The organism is Pseudomonas sp. H3_C08 (genome assembly GCF_054669455.1).
The window spans coordinates 714,142-736,713 of the sequence record NZ_CP162803.1 but is presented as its reverse complement, the minus strand read 5'-3'; the positions used below and the strand labels follow the sequence as shown (position 1 = coordinate 736,713).

Genomic DNA, 22,572 nt, shown 5'->3' with positions numbered 1-22,572 from the left:
CTATCGGCGGACACCCTAGGATTGCCGTAATCGCAGAATCGCCTTTGTGATCGCTTCAGCATTCGTGTCTATGGTTTCCATCGCCGCAGCTGCGTTTTCTGCAACAGCTTCTATACCATTTTCTGAAAGCCATTTAGTTACCTCCTCAATTGCCGCACCCAAAGCGTGCTGATTGTGTAGGAGTAACGTCAACGCATCAGCTGTGGCGACGTGGGAGTCTGAATTATTTTGCATGGAACCATCCTTGAGTGAGGGACTTGGTAGAGGCTAGTTCAGCGCACTTGGATCATCACGGAAAGGCTCATTTGCTGCCCATCATTTTTCGCACCAAAATGACGCGCCAGTCCCATCTCAGTCCCATATGGCCTTTTTTCAGACGCAAAAAACCACAAACCCCCGACTTTCTCTAGGAAAATCAGGGGTTTGTGTTTACTGAATGTGGCGGTGAAGGAGAGATTCGAACTCTCGATACAGTTTCCTGTATACACACTTTCCAGGCGTGCTCCTTAAGCCACTCGGACACTTCACCGTATCTCTTCAAACATGTTCTGTCTGTCGAGGCGCGCTAATGTAGTCGAAAGCTTTTCCGATGGCAAACTTTTTTTCAGAATTTTCATGCGGTTAAGAGAAAAAGTCGTTTTGCCCGCTAGCAGGCCATGGCAAACCGGCCAATCTTCGGTGGGCGCGGCCCTTCTATATAGAAGCTGAACGCCTAGCCATGCAGGGTGGGTCGGGAAACGGTGACTGGCGGGTCAGTCATGGCGCTTTACCTGGCCTGCGGCGGTGGGTAACGTCTGCCCATCTTTCTTACAAGGAATAGCGTCATGAGTGAGTTGATTTCCTACCACCTCGAAGACGGTATCGCGACCCTGACCTTGAGCAACGGCAAGGTCAATGCCATTTCTCCGGACGTGATTGCGGCATTCAACGCGGCGCTGGATCAGGCGGTGACTGATCGTGCCATCGTGATCATCACCGGTCAGCCAGGGATTCTGTCCGGCGGCTATGACCTGAAAGTCATGACCGCCGGCCCTAAGGAAGCCGTATCGCTGGTAACCGCGGGGTCGACCTTGGCCCGGCGCCTGCTCTCTCACCCGTTCCCGGTCATCGTCGCATGCCCAGGTCACGCGGTGGCGAAAGGCGCTTTCATTCTGTTGTCTGCTGATTACCGCATCGGCGTCGACGGCCCGTTCAGCATCGGTCTGAACGAAGTGCAGATCGGCATGACCATGCACCACGCGGGTATCGAACTGGCTCGCGATCGCCTGCGTCGCTCGGCGTTCCACCGCTCGGTGATCAACGGCGAGATGTTCGATCCAAAAAGCGCCGTGGATGCCGGTTTCCTCGACAAGGTGGTTGCCGCCGAAGAGCTGCAAGGTGCCGCCCTCGCCGCTGCGCGTCAGTTGAAGAAGATCAACATGCTCGCGCACAAGAACACCAAGTTGAAGGTGCGTAAAGCACTGCTGGAAGCTCTGGATAACGCGATCATCCAGGATCAGGAGCATCTGGGCTAAGCCCGGCTGCTGCGCAAAAAGAAGCCCGACCGTCGTGTCGGGCTTTTTCTTGCACGCATGGTTTAAAAGTCCGCGACCGCTCTAGGACAGGTCTGACCCTCCATTCTGAAACATGCGCTTAAACATCGGCTATCTCCGCACTCTATAGCGGCAATTGCCGAAAACAGTGCACATCCGTACACTGCGCCACCTTTTGTCCCGGTGGGGCCTGAAAATGCTGTTCGTGTTTCGTATGTTATTGATGGGCCTGCACTTTATTCTCGCCGGCGTGCTCGGGGTGATTCTCGGGATCTGCCGCCCGTTCAATCCGGACAACAGCCGTCTGTGCGCCCGTCTCTACGCGCTGCCGGCGATGTGTATTTTGCGTTTAAGAGTGAAATCCGACGTCAGCGGTTTGCTGAACAAACCCGACAGCTGCGTGATCATCGCCAACCATCAGTCCAATTATGATCTGTTCGTGTTCGGCAACGTCGTGCCGCGCCGTACCGTGTGCATCGGCAAGAAGAGCCTCAAGTGGGTGCCACTGTTCGGGCAACTGTTCTGGCTGGCCGGCAATGTGTTGATCGACCGTGGCAATGCGCACAAGGCACGCCAGTCGATGCTGACCACCACCAATACCTTGCAGAACGAAGACACCTCGATCTGGGTGTTCCCGGAAGGCACGCGCAACCTCGGCGAAGAATTGCTGCCATTCAAGAAAGGTGCGTTCCAGATGGCAATTGCCGCTGGTGTACCGATCGTTCCGGTTTGCGTCAGCAGTTACATCAAGCACATGCGTCTGAATCGCTGGCGCAGCGGGAAAATCCTCATACGCTCGTTGCCGGCGATTCCTACAGCCGGATTGACCATGGACGACATGCCCATGCTCATCAATCAGTGTCGCGAGCAGATGCGCGAGTGCATTGAATCGATGGATCGGCAACTGCAAGCTGCCTGAAAAGACAACCCGCCCTGTGCGGGTTTTCTTTTGCCCGGTGAACTGTACAGATTTCACTGACTCTCAAGCAGCGACACGGCTAAGCTGAAGCCTTGAATTCCCTGCCACCTGCCAAGAAGAAGTGAATCACCACCATGGGTCGAGTTGTTGCTGCTGCGGTGTACAGCGCAGGCAAGAAAGTCACCAATATTACCCTCGACGAAGGCGCTGCCTGGGCTGCGAAAACCGGCCACTTCGTGTGGATCGGCCTGGAAGAGCCGGACGCTCAAGAGCTGTCCAACCTGCAACGTCAGTTCAACCTGCACGAACTGGCCATTGAAGACGCCCTGGAAAAACACAGTCGACCGAAGCTCGAAACCTTTGGCGACGCTTTGTTTATCGTCACCTACTCACCCATCCGCGAGAACGGCGTTCTGCAATTTATCGAGACGCATATCTTTGCGGGCAAGGGCTACATCATCACCGCGCGTAATGGCCACTCGGCGTCCTACGCCCATGTTCGCCAACGTTGTGAGGCGCGTCCGCTGTTGCTGGAGCACGGGGAAGATTTCGTACTTTATGCGTTGCTCGATTTTGTCATCGAGAACTATCAGCCAGTCGGCGAAGCGATCCATGCCGAGATCGATGAGCTGGAGCGCAACGTGTTGTGCAGCGCGTTGAATGAGCATGACATTCAGAAGCTGCATGGCTTGCGCCGCGATGTCGTACGCCTGCGTCGGTACGCGGCACCGATGGTGGAGATTGGCGAGGAACTGCAGAAGCTGAGTTTCCCGTTTATCGACAAGAACATGCGGCCGTACTTCCGTGATGTGCAGATTCACGTCACGCGACAAATGGAAGACCTGACCACCTTGGCCGACATTGCCAGCCAGACCATCGAGATTGGTGTGTTGCTCGAGGCATCACGGCAAAGCGTGGTGCAACGCAAGTTTGCTGCCTGGGCGGCGATTCTGGCGTTTCCGACGGCGGTTGCGGGGATTTACGGGATGAATTTCCAGAACATGCCGGAGTTGAGCTGGCACTACGGCTATTTCGGTGTGCTGGGGTTTATTACGGTGGGGTGTGTGAGTTTGTGGGCAAGTTTCAAGAGGTCTGGGTGGTTGTAGAGCAGACAGAATTGTCTGGAACATTCGCGAGCAGGCTCACTCCCACATTGATCGGTGGCGCACCGGAAATCCAATGTGGGAGCGAGCCTGCTCGCGAAGCTTTTGTCCTTAGACAGTTTCTGGCTTATGCGCCACAAAACGCATCATCCATTCCGCGACTGTCGCACCATGGTGTTCCTGCTCGAGACTGGCCACACCTTTGCTGTAGATCTGTGAACCCAACGCTTCCTGACGCAGATCGAGCAGCGCCCGCGAGTAATCGTGAATGAACTCCGGGTGGCCCTGGAAGCACAACACCTGATCGTTGATGTGATAGGCCGCGAACGGGCAGAAATCGCTGGAAGCAATCACCGTGGCGTTTTCCGGCAGCGCTGTGACCTGGTCCTGATGGCTGATCAGCAGCGTCAATTCCTCACGCACCGGGCTCATCCAAGGCGCCTTCGCCGCCAGTTTGTAGTTATGGGTGCCAACACCCCAACCTTGCGTGGCGCGCTCGCTCTTGCCACCGAGTAGCAGCGCCAGCAGTTGATGGCCGAAGCACACGCCGAGCAGTTTGTCGCCACGCTCGTAACGAGTCAGCAGGTATTCCTTCAGGGTCTGGATCCACGGATCAGTACCAAACGAGTCAGCCTTGCTGCCGGTGACCAGGTATGCGTCGAAGGTTTGGTCGTCGCTTGGGTATTCGCCCTGCATCACGTTGTAGACGGTGAACTCGGCGGCAATCGGTTGCTGTGAGAACAGGCGCTGGAACATCTGCCCGTAACCCTGATATTGATCGACCAGTTCCGGACGCAGGATGTCGGTTTCCAGAATGCAGATGCGTAGCGACATAAAAAATACCTGACACGTGATGGGAATAATGAACACCCCAGAGCCTGCCTTGAAACACCCTGGCAAGGCAAGCCCCGGAATGCTCGTTGCCCTTAGAACATTTCACCTTTTGCCGCTTTATCCAGCAGCAACGCTGGCGGCGCGAAACGCTCGCCATACTGCTCGGCCAGATACTGCGCACGGGCGACGAAATCCTTCACCCCGTATTGGTTGATGAACTGCAATGCGCCGCCAGTCCACGCTGCAAAACCGATACCGAAGATCGAGCCAACGTTGGCGTCCGCCGTCGAGGTCAGCACACCCTCCTCCACACAACGGACGGTTTCAATGGCTTGTACAAACAGCAGCCGATCACGCACGTCTTTGGGCGAAATCTGTCCGTCAGCCTTTTCGAAACGCACCTTCAACTCGGGCCACAGATGTTTCTGCCCACCAGCCGGGTAATCGTAAAAACCGCCACCGGCCGCTTTGCCCGGACGCTTGTATTCGTTAAGCAGTAAGTCAATCACGGCGAAGGCCGGGTGCTCAATCAGCGGTTTCCCTTCTGACTGTAGGTCCTTGGCGGTTTGCTGACGGATATGGCTCATCAGGCTGAGGGAAACTTCGTCAGAGATCGCCAGAGGCCCGACCGGCATCCCGGCCTTGCGCGCTTCGGTCTCGATCATCGGCGCGCTCACGCCTTCACCGAGCATGGCGATGCCTTCGTTGGTGAAGGTGCCGAAGACGCGTGAAGTAAAGAAGCCGCGACTGTCGTTGACGACGATCGGGGTTTTCTTGATTTGCAGCACGAAGTCAAAACCGCGCGCGAGGGTTTCATCGCTGGTCTGTGCACCTTTGATGATTTCCACCAGCGGCATTTTTTCCACCGGACTGAAGAAATGCAGGCCGATGAATTTGCCAGGATCAGGCACAGCCTTTGCCAGCCCGGTAATAGGCAACGTCGATGTATTCGAAGCGATGACCGCTTCGGCGCCGACAACTTGCTGGGCGGCAGAGGAAACCCTGACCTTGAGATCGCGATCCTCAAACACCGCTTCGATGATCAGATCGCAACCCGCGAGGTCGGCATCACTTTCGGATGGGGTGATCCGCGCCAACACCTCATCACGCTTCAAAGCATCCATCTGCCCACGGGCGACTTTCTTGTCCAGCAACGCCGCAGAATGTGCTTTGCCTTTCTCGGCGGCAGCCAGATTGACATCCTTGAGCACCACCTCAATAACCGCCGAAGCGCTGACAAAGGCAATCCCCGCGCCCATCATCCCTGCGCCAAGCACGCCGACCTTACGCGTGACATACGGCGCAAAACCCTGCGGCCGCGAACCACCAGCATTGATCTCATTGAGTTGAAACCAGAACGTGCCGATCAGGTTTTTCGAGATCTGCCCGGTAGTCAGTTCGGTGAAGTAACGGGTTTCGATCAAGTGCGCGGTGTCGAAATCGACCTGAGCGCCCTCGACTGCCGCGCAGAGGACTTTCTCCGGCGCCGGCATTGTCCCATGGGTCTTGCTACGCAGAATCGACGGCGCAATCGCCAGCATCTGCGCCACTTTCGGATTCGACGGCGTGCCGCCCGGAATCTGATAACCCTTCACATCCCAACGTTGTACCGCCGTCGGATTGGCGACGATCCAGGCGCGCGCCTTGGCCAGCAATTCATCGCGATTCGCCGCCAGCTCATCAATCAAACCGGCCTGCAATGCCTGCTGTGGACGCACCTTCTTGCCCTCTAGCAGATAGGGCAGCGCTTTTTCGAGACCGAGCATGCGCACCATGCGTACCACCCCGCCGCCGCCCGGCAACAAGCCGAGGGACACTTCCGGCAGACCGAGCTGTACCGACGCGTCGTCCAATGCCACACGGTGGTGACAGGCCAGGCAGATTTCCCAGCCGCCGCCCAGCGCCGCGCCGTTGATCGCCGCGACCACCGGTTTGCCGAGGGTTTCCAGGGTGCGTAACTGCGCTTTGAGGGTCAGCACCATGTCGTAGAAGGCTTTGGCTTCGGGCTTGCCGACCTTGATCAGCTCATTAAGGTCACCGCCGGCAAAGAAGGTTTTCTTTGCCGACGTAATGATCACCCCGGCAATGTCGTCTTTTTCCGCCACCAGCCGGGCGACGCACGCGGCCATGGCCTCGCGGTACACAGCGTTCATGGTGTTGGCGCTCTGGCCCGGCATGTCGATGGTCAGCACGACGATCGCGTCCTGGCCTTTTTCGTAACGAATGGCTTCGCTCATAACAAGGTTCCTTGAATTCGGGGCTCAGAGGCGTTCGATGATGGTGGCAATGCCCATGCCGCCGCCGACGCACAGCGTCGCCAAGCCATAGCGCAGGCGCCGCGCTTCCAGCTCATCGAGCAAGGTGCCGAGGATCGCGCAACCGGTCGCGCCCAGCGGGTGGCCCATAGCGATGGAACCGCCGTTGACGTTGACCTTGTCCGGGTCGACTGCCATGTCCTTGATGAACTTCAGCACCACCGAGGCAAACGCTTCGTTGACCTCGAACAGGTCGATGTCTTCAACGCGCAGCCCGGCCTTGGCCAGTGCCTTTCGCGTTGCCGGCGCCGGGCCGGTGAGCATGATGGTCGGATCGGTGCTGGTGACCGCCGTGGCGACAATCCGCGCCCGAGGTTGCAGGCCCAGCGCACGCCCCTTGGATTCGGAGCCGATCAGCATCAGTGCTGCACCGTCGACGATCCCGGAACTGTTACCCGGTGTGTGCACGTGATTGATCCGCTCGACATGGCTGTAGACCCGCAGCGCGGTGGCGTCAAAACCCATCTGCCCTATCATTTCGAAACTCGGTTTGAGCTTGCCCAAGCCTTCCAGGGTCGATTCGGCGCGAATGAACTCATCGTGATCGAGCAGAATGATGCCGTTCTGATCCCGCACCGACACCAACGACTTGTTAAACGAGCCATCGGCCCGCGCCCGCGCGGCTTTCTGCTGCGAGTGCAGCGCGTAGGCATCGACGTCGTGACGACTGAAGCCCTCAAGCGTAGCGATCAGATCGGCACCGACGCCTTGCGGAGTGAAATGACTGTGCAGATTAGTCTGCGGATCGAGCGCCCAGGCGCCGCCGTCGCTGCCCATGGGCACCCGCGACATCGACTCGACACCGCCGACCACTACAAGATCTTCGAAACCCGAGCGCACTTTCATCGCGCCGAGGTTGACCGCTTCCAGACCCGAGGCGCAGAAACGATTGATCTGCACACCGGCAACGCTGACATCCCAATCGGCCACTTGCACGGCGGTTTTGGCGATGTCCGAGCCTTGATCGCCAATCGGCGTCACGCAGCCGAGCACTACGTCATCGACCTGACTGGTGTCCAGCGAGGAGCGTTCTTGCAGCGCGTTGAGCAGACCAGCGACCAGATTCACCGGTTTGACGCTGTGCAGGGCGCCATCGGCCTTGCCTTTGCCACGGGGCGTGCGTAACGCATCGAATATCAAAGCTTGGGTCATGACGTCCTCGAACCTGTGCGGGGAGAGATTGCTTGTACCTCCACTCTTGACCCGAGCGGCCATGGATTCAATGACCACAGCGCTCAATGCGGTTGACGCACACGCTCAGACGGACGGTCATCGGCGGCTGGGTGAACCGGTTCAGGTCGGCGAGTTGTCTAGCCAGCGGGCGGCAAAGAAGCTGGCAATAAGCCTCATGCTTTTTTTATCGCATCTGGCAAGTACTCCATATGAAATGGATCTAAGCCAAGCGTGACGTGGCCCCTAATGTAGAACATGTACGTCAGGGTCGTCGGGTTTTGCCGGGGCAGACGTTCTTCAACAGGAAGTGCAGCGCTTGCCGTCATGGATATGCAGGCAGGCATCAGGAAATAACAATAAAGGCGGTCAAGCCATGTTCAAACAACCGAAAGTTCGTCAAGCAGGGCTCATTCTTTTCGCCACGACGCTGTTGTTGATTTTGCCGAATCTGACCAAGGTCATCGGCTGAGTCGAGCGCCGGGCGCTGCTCATCGCCACTGAAAATGTGACTGGCCCGCTACCCGGGCCAGCGTGGCTGTGCCAACCTTGGCGCACTCCCACGACATGGACGGCGATCATTTGAAAGCGCTCATTGTGTTCGGGGCCATGCTGCTGAGCATGCCCTTGTCTGCCGCACAGTTGGATCTGCAACTGGGTGCAAGCAGCCGCACCTGGCAGACCGAGGAATTGCTCAAGCATCCTCAAGTGCAAACCCTGACGATCAAAAACGATGTGTCCTACAAGAAGGACATGACCTATCGCGCCGTGCCTGTGGCCGCATTGCTGACAGGGATCAAACCGCAGGATCACCTGCAAGCGGTGGCACTGGACGGCTTTGCCGCCGAGTTGTCAGCTGCGCCGTTGCTTAATACAACAGGTGCGCGAGCATGGCTGGCCATCGAAGATCCGGCGCAGCCGTGGCCACCGCTGTCGGAAGGCAAGCACAGCGCCGGGCCGTTTTATCTGGTCTGGACCGATCCGCAGGCCGGCAATATCAGTCCGGAGCAATGGCCGTTCGAAGTCGCGAGCATCAAGCGCATGGCGCCAGTGGCGGAGCGTTTCCCTGCCCTGCTGCCGGATCCTGCGTTGAAAGCAGATGACCCGGTGAATCAAGGGTTTGCGCTGTTTCAGAAAAACTGTCTGGCGTGTCACCGGTTGAACGGTGCGGGGGATGCGCAATTCGGGCCGGACCTGAATATTCCTTACAGCCCGACCGAGTATTTCGGCGCGGATTTCCTCAAGCGCTACATTCGGGATCCGCAGAGTTTGCGTCAGTGGCCGCAGGCGAAGATGCCGGGGTTTTCGGTGGAGGTGTTACCAGAGGGGGATCTGGAAATGCTGGTGGGGTATCTCAAGCACATGGCCGGACGCAAGGTTAAGCCGTAACGCCATTTCCCTTGTGGGAGCGAGCCTGCTCGCGATAGCGGTGTATCAGTCAGCACATTTGTAACTGACAGACCGCTATCGCGAGCAGGCTCGCTCCCACAGGGGTACGGCGTTTACTGCTGTTGCACCGAGATGATCGGAGTTGGCGAGACGAACACTTTCGCATGCATCTGCTCACACCCACCGCCACGGCGCATGCCGCGCACCGGGCAGGCATCCAGATAATCCAGACCCACCGCCAGTTTCAGATGACGCTCCGGCCGCGCCAGCTCATTGGTCACATCAAAGCTGTACCAGGCGTCATCCAGCCACGCTTCAGCCCATGCATGGCTGGCTAGATGCTCGCAATCCTCGCTGTACAGATACCCCGACACATAACGCGACGGAATCCCGAGACTGCGTGCGCAAGCCAGAAACGCGTGAGCATGATCCTGGCAAACACCCGCACGCCCGGCGAAGGCCTCAGCGGCGCTGGTATCGACCTCGGTGGACCCCGGCGTGTAGGTCATGTGCTGATTCAAGCCGTGCATCAGATCGATCAGCGCCGTGCGATCACGCCGCTGCTTGCAGGATTTCTCGGCGAACGCGCGTAACGCCTCATCCGCCTCGGTCAAACGGGTAAAGCGCAGGAACGGCAGCGCCGACTGGCTCTCATGCTCGGCCTCGCGTAGTTCGTCGATATCGACCTGCCCGCGCGCACCAATGATGATCGCTTCGTGCGGTTCATCCATGGTCAGCACGTGCAGGATATTGCCGAACGGATCGAGTTGCGCACGCACCGGGCGCGGCAGGTCGAGCTGCCAGCTCAACACGTGTTGACGTTCGCTATCGTGTGGGGTCAGTCGCAGGTACTGGATGCTCGCCCGCACCTGATCTTCGTAGTGATAGGTGGTCTCGTGGCTTATGGAAAGTCTCATGCAGCCTCCAGGTAGGAACTGTGAATGGCGTTGCCCAACTGGCGCACCAGCGGGATGAATTCGGTCAGCCAGGCGTGCAGGCCTTCCTCGAGAATTTCGTTGATGCCGGTGTAGCGCAGGCGCGCGTCCATTTCTGCCGCCAGACGTTGTGCCGGTCGACCGTTGGCACCGGGCAACTGCGCAAGAATCTGATCGATCTCCTCGGTGCAGGCACGCAGTGAACGCGGTACATCGGCACGCAACAGCAACAACTCGGCAACATGCCGGGCGCCGGGCGCATCGCGGTAGATTTCGGTGTAGGCCTCGAATGACGATAGCGCGCGCAGTAAGGCGCTCCACTGGTAGTAGGCGTGGGCCGTACCGTCGCTGACTGCTTCAGCCTGATCGCCGGCCATTTCATAGCGGGCATCGAGCAATCGCAGGGTGTTGTCCGCGCGTTCGATGAACGTACCGAGGCGAATGAAACGAAACGCATCATTACGCATGATCGTGCCGTACGACGCACCACGGAACAGGTGCGAACGTTCCTTGATCCATTCGCAGAAACGGCTCATGCCATAGCGACTGAGGCCCTGCTCGGCGATTCCACGAATCTCCAGCCACGTCGAATTGATGTTCTCCCACATGTCCGCCGTGATCCGCCCACGCACCGCATGGGCGCTGGCCCGCGCCGCGCCGAGGCAGCTGTAAATGCTCGCCGGGTTAGCCGCATCGAGGGCAAAAAAGTGCAGGAGACGCTCAGCATGCAGCGCGCCATGGCGCTCGAGGTAATCGTCGAGGGTACCGGTGATCAGCAGCGGCATGGCCAATTCGTGCAAACCGTCGCCGCGACCGTCCTGCGGCATCAGCGACAGCGAATAACTGATGTCGAGCATCCGGGCGAGGTTTTCCGCCCGCTCCAGGTAACGCGACATCCAATACAGATCCGAGGCAGTTCTACTTAACATGGCAAGCTTCCTTCAATCCTCGACCACCCAGGTGTCCTTGGTTCCGCCACCCTGGGAGGAATTCACCACCAAGGAGCCTTCGCGCAGCGCCACACGGGTCAAACCGCCGGGAACCACCCGGGTTTCGCGCCCGGACAAGACAAACGGACGCAAGTCGATATGGCGCGGCGCGATGCCGTTTTCGACAAAGGTCGGACAGGTCGACAGCGACAGCGTCGGTTGCGCGATGTACGCGTGGGGTTTGGCTTTGATCCGTTCGCGGAAAGCATCGATTTCCGCTTTCGTCGATGCCGGCCCGACCAACATTCCGTAACCGCCTGAGCCTTGGGTTTCCTTGACCACCAGATCTGGAAGATTGGCCAGCACGTGAGAAAGTTCAGACGGGTTGCGGCATTGCCAGGTCGGTACGTTCTTCAAAATCGGCTCTTCGTCGAGGTAGAACCGGATCATGTCAGTAACGAACGGATACACCGATTTGTCGTCCGCTACGCCGGTGCCGATGGCGTTGGCCAGCACCACGTTGCCCGAGCGATAAGAGGACAGCAGCCCCGGCACACCGAGCATCGAGTCGGGGTTGAACGCCAGTGGATCGAGAAACGCGTCGTCGAGCCGACGGTAGATAACGTCCACCGCTTTCGGGCCGTCCGTAGTGCGCATGAAGACTTTGTCGTCGCGAACGAACAGATCCGCGCCCTCGACCAGTTCAACGCCCATTTCCCGCGCCAGGAATGCGTGCTCGAAGAACGCACTGTTGAAGCGCCCCGGCGTCAGCACCACCACGCTCGGGTCATCGATCGGACTTGAGCTTTTCAGGGTGTCGAGCAGCAGGTTCGGGTAGTGATCGATAGGGGCAATACGCTGGGCGGCGAACAGCTCCGGGAACAGGCGCATCATCATCTTGCGGTCTTCGAGCATGTAGCTGACGCCGCTCGGTGTTCGCAGGTTGTCTTCGAGCACGTAATAAGTGCCGTCGCCGTCGCGCACCAGATCGACGCCGGAGATGTGCGAATAGATATCGCGGTGCAGATCCAGGCCTTGCATCGCCAACTGATATTGCTCGTTGGCCAGCACCTGTTCGGCGGGAATGATCCCGGCCTTGATAATGCGCTGCTCGTGATAAAGGTCGGCGAGGAACATGTTCAACGCCTTGACCCGCTGGATGCAGCCGCGCTCAACGATTCGCCATTCACTGGCAGGAATGCTGCGCGGGATGGTGTCGAAAGGAATCAGGCGCTCGGTGCCCTGCTCGTCGCCATAGAGCGTGAACGTGATGCCGGCGCGATGGAACAGCAGATCGGCCTCGCGTCGCCGCTGGGCCAACAGCTCATCCGGCGTATCGGCCAGCCATCGGGCGAACTCCCGATAATGCGGGCGAACCTGGCCGCCGGCATCGTACATCTCATCAAAATAGGTGCGGATCATGCCGTACTCCTTGTCACCCGGACATACAGGCCTTCGCAAGGCCCGTGCCATCGGCATAAACGCTTTGATTTCAATCGGTTGGAAATACACGCCGCAAGCACCGCACCATTCCTGTGCGGCAAATGCTCCAACCGGATTGCCCCCGCTTCATTGCGACGCACTGCATCGCCTATCACCAGCATAGTCAGAGTTGATTTCACTGCCCGGCGCTGCCTGCGGATAATCCGCACATTCGCTGCAAATCTTCACCGGCCCCGGCGCCATGAAGCGGCCAGCTCAACTGATTGGGATCGCCTCGGCGGCCCGCCCCGCTGTAACCCTGACCGGTTTCCTCTCCTTATCGGTCTTCCCTTTTAGCCACCCTCTCCGGTGGCTTTTTTTTGCCTCGGTTTCTTGTTTCAGGGTTTTGCCACAGCGTTTTGCTTATGCCGGAAATGACAACGGCCAACCCGAAGGTCAGCCGTTGCTCAACAAATGAAACCAGAGATCAATTCAAACGGTGGCGGTTGCGCACCTCCTGTTTCACACCCCAGCCTTCGATAATGCCACCCAGAGGTTCAACCACGGCAGAGAATCCCTGCTCGAAGTCGCCGATATCGTCATATGTCGCGTACATCACTTTGCTCAATTCCAGCGCCCACGCACCGTCATCACGCAGGCTGACCTGGGCATTGATGGATTCACCGCGAAATTTGCCTGCCGCCCTGCGCGCCCGCTCCTCGTCCGGGAAAATCGCGTAGAACTCGATGGGATGGAATCGGGAAAAATCGAAACCGCCTTCTTTCATGCGGCGCAGAACATTGCTGCTGATGTCTTCTTGATAGGCTGTGCTCATGAATCGTCCCCCTCGCATAGATGGATAGACTTTCCGTATTCCCGCCCCGGGCCTTTGGCCAAAGTACGACGGCAACGTGGTTGCACGCGGGAACAAGCATGTAGCTGACAAGACCAGACCTTAGCGATCCGTTCGCTGATCTCGCTTGCAGAGTAGCCCCAAGATAGAGCTGCTGCCAAGGCCTGGTTTCAAGAGATGACAGGAACTGTCAGACGGGTGTGATGCTGCGGATTTCGATGCTGTTCTGGGTTTTCAGGTTTTTCACGCCCGCATCGGCGGTGCGCCCTTCCAGATCGTTGAGATCCAGTTCGGCGGCGACGGGCAGAAGCCGTGCCTTGATCAATCGAGCGGCCTCATCGTCGCTGGGGCATTCCGCGCGCTCGAACACCTCATCGACAATTTCACCATGATCGTCCACGAAAGTGACTTTCCACTTTTGCATCGGTGCCTCCTCGATCAAACCCGCAAATGGGCTTACACCTATCTCGACTTTAGACGCAGAGAGTTGGTTCAAAAGGATTACAGCGCGCGAACATGAAAAAAACGACATCTATCGTGTGGAGCAAACAAATGTGGGAGCGAGCCTGCTCGCGAAAGGGCCTGTCCAGTCGACATATTTTTTGACTGACCTGACGCCTTCGCGAGCAAGCTCGCTCCCACAGGGGAGTTGCAGTGTTCTTTTAGTCGTTGCTTGGCTTGTTGATCGCCTGCAGCACGTATTGCGGCAAGGCGAACGCGCCGATATGGATTTCAGGGTTGTAGTAGCGGGTGACGATGCCGCTGCCGATGAAGCGCTGTTGCAGGGTTTCACGGCTGAGCTTGCGGTAGGCCGGATTGGTCGAGCCCCAGGCGAAAGTCATCGAGCCGCCGATGTAGGTCGGTACGGCCGCCTGATAGAAGTGCCAGTCCGGGAACAGGCTGTTGAGGCGCCCGGCGGTGGTTTTCACTTCGTCGATCTGCATGAACGGCGTGCCGTTCTGGGTCACGAGGATGCCGCCCTCGTTCAGGCAGCGATGGCACGCCTGATAGAAGTTCTCCGAGAACAACACTTCGCCCGGGCCGATCGGGTCGGTGGAATCGGAGATGATCACGTCGAATTTTTCCGTGGTGGTGGCGACGAAACGCATGCCGTCGTCAATCACCAGGTTCAGGCGTGGATCGTCGTAGGCGCCGCTGGAGTGGTTCGGCAGGAACTCTTTGCACATATCGACCACGGTGCCGTCGATCTCGACCATGGTGATGTGCTCGACACCGGCGTGCTTGGTCACTTCACGGAGCATGCCGCCGTCACCGCCACCAATGATCAGCACGCGCTTGACGCTGCCGTGGGCGAGGATTGGCACATGGGTGAGCATTTCGTGGTAGATGAATTCGTCGGCTTCGGTGGTCTGGATCACGCCGTCCAGCGCCATGACCCGGCCCATGCGCGGGTTCTGGAAAATCACCAGGTGCTGGTGTTCGGTGCGCACTTCGTGCAGCAGTTTTTCCATGCGAAAGCGCTGACCGTAGCCCTCGTAGAGGGTTTCCAGGTACTCGCTGGTTTTGGTGACGGTCATGGTCAAGTGCTCCGATGAATGCGCGGGCGCCAATCGTGGGGGCGATTACCCGGGAAAGGCGCGCATTCTACGTTGCCGAAGATGACAGGTAGAACCTCCCTTCATCAGCAAATCGCAATCCCTTGTAGGAGTGAGCCTGCTCGCGATAGCGGTTTTTCAGTCACTGACTCATTGACTGGAGGATAGCTATCGCGAGCAGGCTCACTCCTACAGGGTATTGCGGTGTTCTCGGGATCAGCGTCAGATCCGCACGTTGCCCCGCGGTCCGGCAATCGCCCAGATGATCAGGCCCAGCACTGGCAGGAGGATGATCAGCAGCACCCAGACGATTTTCATCCCGGTGGTGGCGCCGCTTTTCAGCACATTGATGATGGCCCAGATGTCGAGGGCGAGGATGATCAGACCGATCAGACCGTTGAACGTGGAACCCATGGTGTCGCTCCAGAATAGTGGCATGCACTTTTAGGATAGACGGTCGCGCGCAGGGTTCCCTTTTATTGCTATCTCGCTCAGACGTGCACAGCGATCTTCAGCGCTTCGAGCGATGGCGCAGCGGCGATACCGACTTCGGCGCACAGCTCCAGCACCCGTGGCACGTCATTGCCGTAGACCAGCACCACCTGCAGTTCGTCGTCGAGCAACTGGCTGAAGTTCATCAGTGTGTAACCGCCGTTTTCCTTGTTCAGGCTGCTCATCTGCACCTGGATGCGGTTAAGGGCAGTCAGTGCTTCGGTCTTGGCCAGTTGCTTGGGCTTGAGGTTGAAATCCACGCCCGGGCCAAACGAGGCAACGATCTGCGCAAACAGGTCAACGTAGGTGTCGGCCTGGAACAGCACGGTTTCCGGCAGGCTGCCGACCACGACCCATTCGCCCAACGCAATCGGGAATGTGTCGTCGTAGTTGATGTCCGGGTTGGCTGCCAGAAAGGCACCCGCATCGGCGTAAGCTTGCGCGGCTTCGTCAGCCACTTTCAGGATCTCGTCCTCGCCCATGCAGCCGGAGCTGATTTTGCTGATGAGTTCGACGAGTGCGGCTTTCATGAGGGCGGATCCTGTGGCGAAGGTGAATTTCGAGGGCGCGGAGGATAGCGCACAAAGCAAAAGATCGCAGCCTCGGCAGCGCCTACGCTCAGCGCTCATCCACGGAATGGCAGGCCAACGCGTTCAATGGAGGAGCTAGCGCAGGCTGCGATCTTTTGACGCCCGTCAGGCCAGCAGTTTTTCCAACTGAGCGGTGGTATCAACCGCCCCCATCGTGCGGGCCGCATCCAGCGCCGTCACGCCATTGGCGTCCTTGGCTTGCGCATTGGCCCCCTTGCTGATCAGGTAATCAACGATTTCAACGCGGTTGAACATCGCCGCCATCATCAGCGCCGTACGACCATCAAACGACGAGCCTTCAATCTCTGCGCCCGCTTCGACCAGCGCCTTGACCACCGGCAGATCGCCTTTGAACGCGGCGCCGGCAATCGGGCTCTGGCCGTTGCCATTGCGCATTTCCGGATCGGCCTTGTGTTTGAGCAACACCTGCACCGCATCCAGATGGCCGTAATAGCTGGCCAACATCAACAACGTGTCACCCTTGCTGTTCTTCAGGTTGACCGGCAAACCGGCCGTGACCAGGCGATCAAGCATCTCGGCATCACCGTCGCGCGCCTTGTTGAAAACCTGCTCGGTGAATTCGGCAGCTTCTTCAGGGGTCATCTGGCGGCTTTGGTCGGACATGGGGCAACTCCACTTTCGGTCAATCGGAAAGCCGACAGTTTCCCGAGCGAGGCGCTGGCTGTCACCCCCTTTTTCTCAAGTCGAGCCATAGCCAGATTCAATAACGATGCTTGCCCTGATGAATTTCTGCCAACACTTCATCGGTGACCCGAACGTAAGTCTGCGTGCCGGGCAGCCATGCGAAGATCGGGTCATCCCCCGTCTGGCCGGGGTCGAAACCTTCGTTCTTGAGTCGGGTTTTCTGGTATTTGAAGGTGCCGGTGGTCTCCATCTTGACCTTCACTCGCAGGAACAATGGCACGGCATAGGCTGGCATGCGCTCCCGGGCAAAAGTCAGCAACTCGGCGAAATCCAGCGTCGCAAGGGATTCCGCTGGCGTGATCGCCGCCATACCGGCGCGGCCGTTGGTATTGCAGATCTCCACGCCATAAGCCACCGCCTCGGAAATATGCGGGTGTTGCAGCAGAAGATTTTCGACTTCGGTGGTCGAGACGTTTTCGCCCTTCCAGCGATAGGTGTCGCCGAGGCGATCGACAAATTGAGCATGACCGAAGCCGATGTTGCGCAGCAGGTCGCCGGTGTTGAAAAAACGATCACCTTTGCTAAACACGTCGTGCAACACGACCTTGGCGGTTTTCTGTGGATCGGTGTAGCCGTCCAGTGGGGCTTTTTCGTCGATCCGCGCCAACAGTAGACCCTGCTCGCCTTTGCCGACCTTGCGCATGAATCCGTCAGGACTGCGGATTGGCTCACCGCTGTGATGGTCGTAGGCGACCAATTCCCAGGCCATCAGGGAGAAACCGATGGTGTTGTCGAAATTGAGAATGTTGGTGAATCCGATGTTGCCGTCGCTCGCCGCGTACAGCTCACAGATGTGCTCGACGGCGAAACGTGTCTTGAACTCGGCCCAGGCGCCGGGGCGCAAGCCGTTGCCAATCATCTTGCGCACATCGTGACGGCTATCATCGGCGCTGGCCGGTTGATCGACCAGATAACGGCATAGCTCGCCGACGTAACCGATGGTCGTCGCGCGGTAGCGGCGCACGTCGCTCCAGAACTGACTGGCGCTGAACTTGCGGCGGATCGCGAAACCCGAAGCACCGTTCACCGCCGAACCCCAGCACACGCAAAGACCGGTGGCGTGGTACAGCGGCAAGGTGCAATAGACGACGTCGTCGGGGCTCATATTGAGAGCGATCATGCCGAAACTGGCGGAGCTGCGCATCCAGCGACCGTGCTTGAACACCCCGGCCTTGGGCAGGCCGGTGGTGCCGGAGGTATAAATGTAGAAACACGGATCGTCGAAGAAGATCTGCTGGCTGCTCGGCGGATTCTCGCTGGAGGCGTCGGCACTGGCGCTGATCAGATTGACGTACCCGTCGGGCGCAATGCCCGGATGGCTGTAGGTGTCCTGATCGGCGACAAACCAGGTGCGCGGTGCAGTGATCGCTACTTGATCGCGAATCGCCGCATACGCCGCAAGCAGTTCTTCGCCCACAATGATCGCCACCGGCGCCACCAGATTCACGCTGTGGACAAGTGTGTCACGCGTCTGCGAGGTGTTGAGCAGCGCGCTGACCGCGCCGACCTTGGCCAGCGCCAGAATGGTCACCAGCAGTTCCGGGCGGTTTTCGATGAACACTGCGACCACGTCGCCCTTGCCGATGCCCTGCCCGTTCAGATAGTGAGCGATGCGGTTGGCCCACTGGTTGACCTGCGCATAGGTCAGCCGCACATCGCCGTGCAATAACGCCGGCCCCTCGGGATTGCGCAGCGTCGCTTGCTCGAATGTCCAGCCAAGGCCACAGCTTTGGGTCGGATCCGTGACGTTGGCCACCTTCATGCCCTTGACCACCCGCGGGATGGCTTTGGCAATCATCGGCAGTTTGCGGAGCATCATGCCCCAGGTAATCGTGTCGCTTGGCGCGTGACTCATGGAAGCTCCCCGTTCAACCTTGACGTGCAGGTCGATGTTTTTATTTTTCGGGCTTTGACTTGAACCAACCGGCGCATTCGAGCACGGGTCGAGGTCGAAAATACGTCAGCGCTTCTCGGGCTGTACACGCGGTTTTTGCAATGTTTTGTATCCGCTGCTCTTTAGCGAGCGCAGGTGATCCGCGGTTCAGCGATTGGTTCCATCGAATCGAGATCGATCCCGCAAAATGCAGGATGCACGATGGCCATTCATGCAGTTTGCACGACCACCTGAATTTTCATCATTTTTAAATCATTGATTTATAACGATTTTTTTATTTTCAAATGCTGGCACAATCGCTGCAACCTCCTCTGCATGCTTGCCATTCAAGTGCATACGGAGCTGAAAGACATGAGCCTGATCCAAGAAAAATTTACCTCCCTGTTCTCCAACTTCGACGTCACCACTGCGCCACGTCCCGATGGCGGGATCCTGCTGACCCTGCGCAGCAGCGACGGTAAAGTGTTCAAACGCGCACTGACTTATCAACAACTGCATGCCGGCGACCAACTGTCGTGGGCGATCAGTGCAATTCGTCGTGACCTGGCAGAACAAGCCAGTGAGTTGCCGCAAATTGCCATGCTGCAGAGCCAGCAGCGTTTTGCTCTGCCGACATATCACTCGCTGTAATTTTTCAAACGCATTAAACAAAACAGGCCGTGGAGCTTCCGCTTCACGGCCTGTTTTTTTATGCCTGACGCATACCCCTGTGGGAGCGAGCTTGCTCGCGAAAGCGGTGTGTCAGAGATAAATTTTTCGTCTGATACTCCACCTTCGCGAGCAAGCTCGCTCCCACAGGGTTTTTTTGTGTGGTCAGAAGGCTTCCGGTTCTATGCCGGTGAACGTGTCGACGGTGATGTGGCTGCCCAACTCCCCGCCTTCGCGGGCCAGGCCGCAGGTTTGCAGGCCAGCCTCTTGCGCGGCGTCGAGTTCTTCAACAACGTCCGAGAGAAACAGGATCTCCCCCGCTTCAACACCGATGGCTTGCTGGATATTGGTGTACGACTGCACTTCACGCTTAGGCCCCGACGTCGTGTCGAAATAACCACTGAACAACGGCGTCAGATCCCCCGCCTCCGAGCAGCCGAAAATCAGTTTCTGCGCCTGAATCGATCCCGACGAGTACACAAACAGTTGATAACCGGCAGCATGCCAGCGCTGCAGCGCTTCAACGGCATCCGGGTAAACATGCCCCTTCAACTGCCCGGCGTGATAACCCTGCGCCCAGACCATGCCTTGCAAGGCCTTGAGTGGAGTGGCTTTGCGATCTTCCTCAATCCAGCTCAAGAGAATCTCGACAACCCGCTCAACATCAGCCTGCGGCGCATTGCTGTCACGGCGCACAGCTTCGAGTTGTTCGGCCACATCGGCGCGTTCGGCGTTCTGCCGCACGAAATCCGGTAAATGTTTGGCCGCGTACGGAAACAGCACGTCAAACACGAAACTTACCGCGCTGGTGGTGCCTTCGATGTCCGTAACTATGGCTTTGATCGACATCGAATCAGTCCTCCAGACGCGGGAAGCTGCTGGCGATGTCTTCACCGGTGAAATTGGCAACCCAGCCTTCCGGGTTGTTGAACAGACGGATCGCGACGAAATGCGGATGCTCGCCCATGTCGAACCAGTGCTTGGTGCCGGCCGGTACCGAGATCAGGTCGTTCTTCTCACAAAGCACGGCATAAACGTAATCGTCGATGTGCAGGGTAAACAACCCACGGCCGGCGACGAAAAATCTGACTTCGTCTTCGCCATGGCGATGCTCTTCGAGAAACTTGGCGCGCAGCTCGGCTTTTTGCGGGTGATCGCTGTTCAGGCTGATGACGTCGACAGTAATGTAACCGCGCTCGGTCATCAGCTTATCGATCTGCTCTTTATAAGCACTGATCACCTCTTCCTGGGTGGCGCCGGGCTGGATCTTCGCGGCGGCTTGCCAGCGGTCGAAGCGCACGCCCTGCTCGGCCAGGGTCGAGGCGATGTCTTCAAAGTGGGTCAGCACCTTGTTCGGAATCTCAGGGCTTGAGACGTGATAGACGGACAGGCTGCTCATTGGGGCAATTCCTCGGTATCGGCCTTGCCGTCCGGTTCTTGCAGACCGGTCGGGCACAGCATTTCATCAGGCAAATGGGCTACTTCTGGTGAAGTCAGCCTTGGCGGTTCATGACGCTGCGGGTTTTCAACTCGCATTCAAACAGAAATTCAAAGGCCTCGATCTGCCGCAGCGCGTCGCTCATCTGCGCGCCCCAGGTGTAGAGGCCGTGGCCGCGAATCAGGTAACCGACACAATCAGGATGGGCGTCGAGCCAAGGCTGCACCTTGGCGGCGAGGCGCGCAATGTCCTGATCGTTGTCGAAAATCGGCACGCGCACCCGCGATTCATGGGTCGAGATGCCGCTGAAGGCTTTTTGCAACTCGTAGTCTTCGAACTCGATAAAGTCCTGCGGAGTCAGGCGCGACAGCACCGTGGCGTTGACCGAATGGGTGTGCAGCACTGCGCCGATCTCCGGCCGCCAGCTATACAGCTGGGTGTGCAGCAGGGTTTCGGCGGACGGCTTTTTGCCCGGCTCCAGGCTAGTGCCGGAGAGGTCGGTGGCGAGCACATCGTCCACACTCAACTGGCCCTTGTGCTTGCCCGAAACGGTCAACAGCGCTTCGCTCGGCGACAGGCGTGTCGAGTAATTGCTGCTGGTGGCCGGCGACCAGCCGCGACCATAAAGAAAGCGCCCGGCATCGACGATTTGCTGGGCGAGTTGTTCACGCGTAAGGCTCATGGCCGGTCCTCTTGCATACGTGTGGCAATGATAACGGCAGCAGCGAGCGCCGCGAGACTGGCAATACTAAAGGTCAATGTCGCGCCGAGGGCATTCCAGCTGTAGCCGGAATACAACGCGCCCATGGCGCCGCCGGTGCCGGCCAGTGCGGCGTACAACGCCTGGCCCTGCCCTTGCTGGCGCGCGCCGAAGCTACGTTGCACGAAAGCGATGGCAGCGGCGTGAAAACTGCCGAAGGTCGCCGCGTGAAGCACCTGCGCAAACAACAGCACCCACAGGAACTCGGCGAACGAACCTAGTAACAACCAGCGCAGCGCCGCCAGCAGAAAACTTGCCATCAGCACCCGGCGCAGGGAAAACCGCGCGAGAATCCGGCTCATTGCCATGAACATCAGCACTTCGGCAACGACACCCACGGCCCAGAGCATGCCGATGGTGCCACGTGTGTAACCGAGTCGTTCAAGGTGCAAGGTCAGAAAGGTGTAATACGGGCCGTGGCTCATTTGCATCAGCGCGACGCAGCCGTAAAACGCCAGCACGCCGGGATTGCGCAGTTGTGTGAGAAAGCCCTCACCGCTCGGCCGATTGCCTTGCGGCGGCTGCGCATTCGGCACCCACAGACTGCTGAGGACGATGCCGGCCATGATCAACACCAGCGCCGCCGGGTAGATGTCGAGGCTGAGCCATTCGAACAATCGGCCAAGCGCGACCACGGTGATGATGAAACCGATCGAGCCCCATAAGCGGATTTGGCTGTAGCGCGAGGTCTGCCCCTGCAAATGCGCCAGGGTGATGACTTCGAACTGCGGCAGCACCGCGTGCCAGAAGAACGCGTGCAAGGCCATGACCATCGCCAACCAGGCGTAGGTCTTGCTGACGAAGATCAGTGAAAACGTCAGCAGCGTACACACCGCGCCGAAACGCACGATAGCCAGGCGTTTGCCGGTGTAATCACCGAGCCAGCCCCAGATGTTCGGCGCCACACAGCGCATCAGCATCGGGATCGCGACCAGCTCACCGATCCGCGCAGGACTGAAGCCGAGGTGGTCGAAGTACAGCGCCAGAAACGGCGCTGTCGACCCGAGCAAGGCGAAATAGAACAGATAGAAACTGGACAGCCGCCAGTAAGGGAGCGCCGCCACGCCGGTTATGCCGCGACGGCTTTA

At 58.4% G+C, this 22,572-nt stretch carries 24 protein-coding genes and 1 tRNA gene; 6 read left to right on the top strand and 19 right to left on the bottom strand.

Features of this window, described 5'->3' with window-relative positions; all coding sequences use genetic code 11:
- Window positions 1–15: 15 nt before the first annotated feature.
- Together AB4N74_RS03520 and AB4N74_RS03515 are read right to left on the bottom strand one after the other, a co-directional pair.
- Window positions 16–234, bottom strand: coding sequence for a hypothetical protein (locus AB4N74_RS03520; protein WP_460098220.1), 219 nt, complete (start codon window positions 232–234; stop codon window positions 16–18).
- A 205-nt stretch (window positions 235–439) separates the two neighbouring features.
- Window positions 440–529: transfer RNA gene (locus AB4N74_RS03515), tRNA-Ser, on the bottom strand.
- Window positions 530–824: 295 nt separating this feature from the next.
- Between AB4N74_RS03515 and AB4N74_RS03510 the strand changes: the two genes are divergently transcribed.
- From AB4N74_RS03510 to AB4N74_RS03500, 3 genes are all read left to right on the top strand, one after another.
- Window positions 825–1,514 carry a crotonase/enoyl-CoA hydratase family protein gene (locus AB4N74_RS03510; protein ID WP_034151725.1) on the top strand — a complete coding sequence of 230 codons (690 nt, stop codon included), beginning with the start codon at window positions 825–827 and terminating at the stop codon, window positions 1,512–1,514.
- Window positions 1,515–1,728: 214 nt separating this feature from the next.
- On the top strand, window positions 1,729–2,451 hold the full coding sequence (locus AB4N74_RS03505) for a lysophospholipid acyltransferase family protein (RefSeq protein ID WP_077571798.1): 723 nt from the start codon (window positions 1,729–1,731) through the stop codon (window positions 2,449–2,451).
- 134 nt (window positions 2,452–2,585) lie between these two features.
- The gene (locus AB4N74_RS03500) at window positions 2,586–3,557 is read left to right on the top strand and encodes a magnesium and cobalt transport protein CorA (protein ID WP_093441790.1); all 972 of its coding nucleotides are present in this window, start codon (window positions 2,586–2,588) and stop codon (window positions 3,555–3,557) included.
- Between the two features lie 108 nt (window positions 3,558–3,665).
- On the opposite strand, the gene AB4N74_RS03495 is transcribed toward AB4N74_RS03500, so the two are convergent.
- From AB4N74_RS03495 to AB4N74_RS03485, 3 genes are all read right to left on the bottom strand, one after another.
- Entirely contained in the window at window positions 3,666–4,388 is a 723-nt protein-coding gene (locus tag AB4N74_RS03495) for an amidotransferase (protein ID WP_093441785.1), read from the bottom strand.
- A 92-nt stretch (window positions 4,389–4,480) separates the two neighbouring features.
- On the bottom strand, window positions 4,481–6,625 hold the full coding sequence (locus AB4N74_RS03490) for a 3-hydroxyacyl-CoA dehydrogenase NAD-binding domain-containing protein (RefSeq protein ID WP_460098216.1): 2,145 nt from the start codon (window positions 6,623–6,625) through the stop codon (window positions 4,481–4,483).
- Window positions 6,626–6,649: 24 nt separating this feature from the next.
- On the bottom strand, window positions 6,650–7,855 hold the full coding sequence (locus AB4N74_RS03485; protein WP_093441775.1) for an acetyl-CoA C-acetyltransferase: 1,206 nt from the start codon (window positions 7,853–7,855) through the stop codon (window positions 6,650–6,652).
- A 61-nt stretch (window positions 7,856–7,916) separates the two neighbouring features.
- Here AB4N74_RS03485 and AB4N74_RS03480 point away from each other — a divergent pair, with 61 nt between their 5' ends.
- Both AB4N74_RS03480 and AB4N74_RS03475 read left to right on the top strand, forming a co-directional pair.
- On the top strand, window positions 7,917–8,111 hold the full coding sequence (locus AB4N74_RS03480) for a hypothetical protein (RefSeq protein ID WP_099758441.1): 195 nt from the start codon (window positions 7,917–7,919) through the stop codon (window positions 8,109–8,111).
- A 329-nt stretch (window positions 8,112–8,440) separates the two neighbouring features.
- Complete coding sequence (locus AB4N74_RS03475) at window positions 8,441–9,262, top strand: c-type cytochrome (RefSeq protein ID WP_093441765.1); 822 nt, start codon at window positions 8,441–8,443, stop codon at window positions 9,260–9,262.
- 113 nt (window positions 9,263–9,375) lie between these two features.
- On the opposite strand, the gene AB4N74_RS03470 is transcribed toward AB4N74_RS03475, so the two are convergent.
- From AB4N74_RS03470 to AB4N74_RS03425, 10 genes are all read right to left on the bottom strand, one after another.
- The gene (locus AB4N74_RS03470; RefSeq protein WP_007914065.1) at window positions 9,376–10,179 is read right to left on the bottom strand and encodes a transglutaminase family protein; all 804 of its coding nucleotides are present in this window, start codon (window positions 10,177–10,179) and stop codon (window positions 9,376–9,378) included.
- On the bottom strand, window positions 10,176–11,126 hold the full coding sequence (locus AB4N74_RS03465) for an alpha-E domain-containing protein (RefSeq protein WP_016982907.1): 951 nt from the start codon (window positions 11,124–11,126) through the stop codon (window positions 10,176–10,178). Before AB4N74_RS03465 ends, AB4N74_RS03470 begins: the two co-directional genes overlap by 4 nt.
- 12 nt (window positions 11,127–11,138) lie before the next feature.
- Window positions 11,139–12,548: a circularly permuted type 2 ATP-grasp protein gene (locus AB4N74_RS03460; protein ID WP_007914061.1), complete on the bottom strand. Its 1,410-nt coding sequence runs from the start codon at window positions 12,546–12,548 to the stop codon at window positions 11,139–11,141.
- Window positions 12,549–13,035: 487 nt separating this feature from the next.
- Window positions 13,036–13,383: a ribonuclease E inhibitor RraB gene (locus AB4N74_RS03455; RefSeq protein ID WP_093441760.1), complete on the bottom strand. Its 348-nt coding sequence runs from the start codon at window positions 13,381–13,383 to the stop codon at window positions 13,036–13,038.
- A gap of 208 nt (window positions 13,384–13,591) precedes the next feature.
- Complete coding sequence (locus AB4N74_RS03450) at window positions 13,592–13,825, bottom strand: hypothetical protein (RefSeq protein ID WP_093441755.1); 234 nt, start codon at window positions 13,823–13,825, stop codon at window positions 13,592–13,594.
- A 238-nt stretch (window positions 13,826–14,063) separates the two neighbouring features.
- Entirely contained in the window at window positions 14,064–14,939 is an 876-nt protein-coding gene (gene speE / locus AB4N74_RS03445) for a polyamine aminopropyltransferase (RefSeq protein WP_093441751.1), read from the bottom strand.
- A gap of 240 nt (window positions 14,940–15,179) precedes the next feature.
- Window positions 15,180–15,371, bottom strand: coding sequence for a PLDc N-terminal domain-containing protein (locus tag AB4N74_RS03440; protein ID WP_007914053.1), 192 nt, complete (start codon window positions 15,369–15,371; stop codon window positions 15,180–15,182).
- 77 nt (window positions 15,372–15,448) lie between these two features.
- Window positions 15,449–15,979, bottom strand: a complete 531-nt coding sequence (locus tag AB4N74_RS03435; RefSeq protein ID WP_093441747.1) for a hypothetical protein — start codon at window positions 15,977–15,979, stop codon at window positions 15,449–15,451.
- Between the two features lie 165 nt (window positions 15,980–16,144).
- The gene (locus AB4N74_RS03430; protein WP_095050929.1) at window positions 16,145–16,663 is read right to left on the bottom strand and encodes an ankyrin repeat domain-containing protein; all 519 of its coding nucleotides are present in this window, start codon (window positions 16,661–16,663) and stop codon (window positions 16,145–16,147) included.
- A 97-nt stretch (window positions 16,664–16,760) separates the two neighbouring features.
- Window positions 16,761–18,599: a long-chain-acyl-CoA synthetase gene (locus AB4N74_RS03425; protein WP_460098209.1), complete on the bottom strand. Its 1,839-nt coding sequence runs from the start codon at window positions 18,597–18,599 to the stop codon at window positions 16,761–16,763.
- A gap of 390 nt (window positions 18,600–18,989) precedes the next feature.
- Between AB4N74_RS03425 and AB4N74_RS03420 the strand changes: the two genes are divergently transcribed.
- Window positions 18,990–19,268 (top strand): DUF3509 domain-containing protein, encoded by a 279-nt coding sequence (locus AB4N74_RS03420; protein WP_008080936.1) that lies wholly within the window; start codon window positions 18,990–18,992, stop codon window positions 19,266–19,268.
- A 183-nt stretch (window positions 19,269–19,451) separates the two neighbouring features.
- Here the strand turns inward: AB4N74_RS03420 and mtnC are convergent, their stop codons facing one another.
- The 4 genes from mtnC to AB4N74_RS03400 all read right to left on the bottom strand — a co-directional run bounded on the left by mtnC (window position 19,452) and on the right by AB4N74_RS03400 (window position 22,548).
- On the bottom strand, window positions 19,452–20,135 hold the full coding sequence (mtnC, locus tag AB4N74_RS03415; protein ID WP_460098206.1) for an acireductone synthase: 684 nt from the start codon (window positions 20,133–20,135) through the stop codon (window positions 19,452–19,454).
- 4 nt (window positions 20,136–20,139) lie between these two features.
- Window positions 20,140–20,685, bottom strand: a complete 546-nt coding sequence (locus AB4N74_RS03410) for a 1,2-dihydroxy-3-keto-5-methylthiopentene dioxygenase (protein WP_460098204.1) — start codon at window positions 20,683–20,685, stop codon at window positions 20,140–20,142.
- Between the two features lie 94 nt (window positions 20,686–20,779).
- On the bottom strand, window positions 20,780–21,406 hold the full coding sequence (locus AB4N74_RS03405) for a methylthioribulose 1-phosphate dehydratase (protein ID WP_099758436.1): 627 nt from the start codon (window positions 21,404–21,406) through the stop codon (window positions 20,780–20,782).
- Entirely contained in the window at window positions 21,403–22,548 is a 1,146-nt protein-coding gene (locus tag AB4N74_RS03400; protein WP_093441720.1) for an MFS transporter, read from the bottom strand. Before AB4N74_RS03400 ends, AB4N74_RS03405 begins: the two co-directional genes overlap by 4 nt.
- Window positions 22,549–22,572: the final 24 nt, after the last annotated feature.